General features: G+C 57.9%; 1 protein-coding gene. It reads left to right on the top strand.

The genetic code is table 11. The annotated features are described in order from the left end of the window. Positions 1 to 236 (top strand): TetR family transcriptional regulator C-terminal domain-containing protein (locus tag D6877_RS15280; RefSeq protein ID WP_178083692.1); only part of this gene is annotated, 236 nt, incomplete at its 5' end. Positions 237 to 494: the final 258 nt, after the last annotated feature.

Below are 494 nucleotides of genomic sequence, written 5' to 3'. Positions count from 1 at the left end.
ACTGGGCGAAGATGAAGGAAGCGAAGATTCGCCAGTGGGTCGAGGACAAGCGGATTCTGCCGGTGGAGCCGTCGGGCTTGCTGTACATGATCTGGGCGTCGACCCAGCACTACGCCGACTTTGATCATCAGGTGAATATTCTGAATGATCACCAGCCGTTGTCGGATATGCAGTTCGAGCGGGCGGTACAGACCGTGACGGGGGTGATTTTGCGCGGGATCGGTCTGGAGCCTTGAAGAGCACCATCAAGGCCTTACCCTCACCCCAGCCCTCTCCCAGAGGGAGAGGGGGCCGACCGAGGTGTATTGAGAGGTACACCGACCTGAAAGACCGTGTCGATTATGGATGCAAAGCAGTCCTGCCTGTGAACCCCGGTCGATTCTGGATTCACAACAACTCTTTCAGGTCGGCGAAGTTTGTCAGCATCCCCCAATCAGTCCCCTCTCCCAGAGGGAGAGGGGGCCGACCGAGGTGTATTGAGAGGTACACCGACC

This window comes from Pseudomonas sp. Sample_9 (assembly GCF_004307535.1).
Lineage (GTDB): Bacteria > Pseudomonadota > Gammaproteobacteria > Pseudomonadales > Pseudomonadaceae > Aquipseudomonas > Aquipseudomonas mercuritolerans.
Note: the sequence above shows the minus strand (reverse complement) of the source record. Positions and strands in the feature narration are given on the sequence as shown.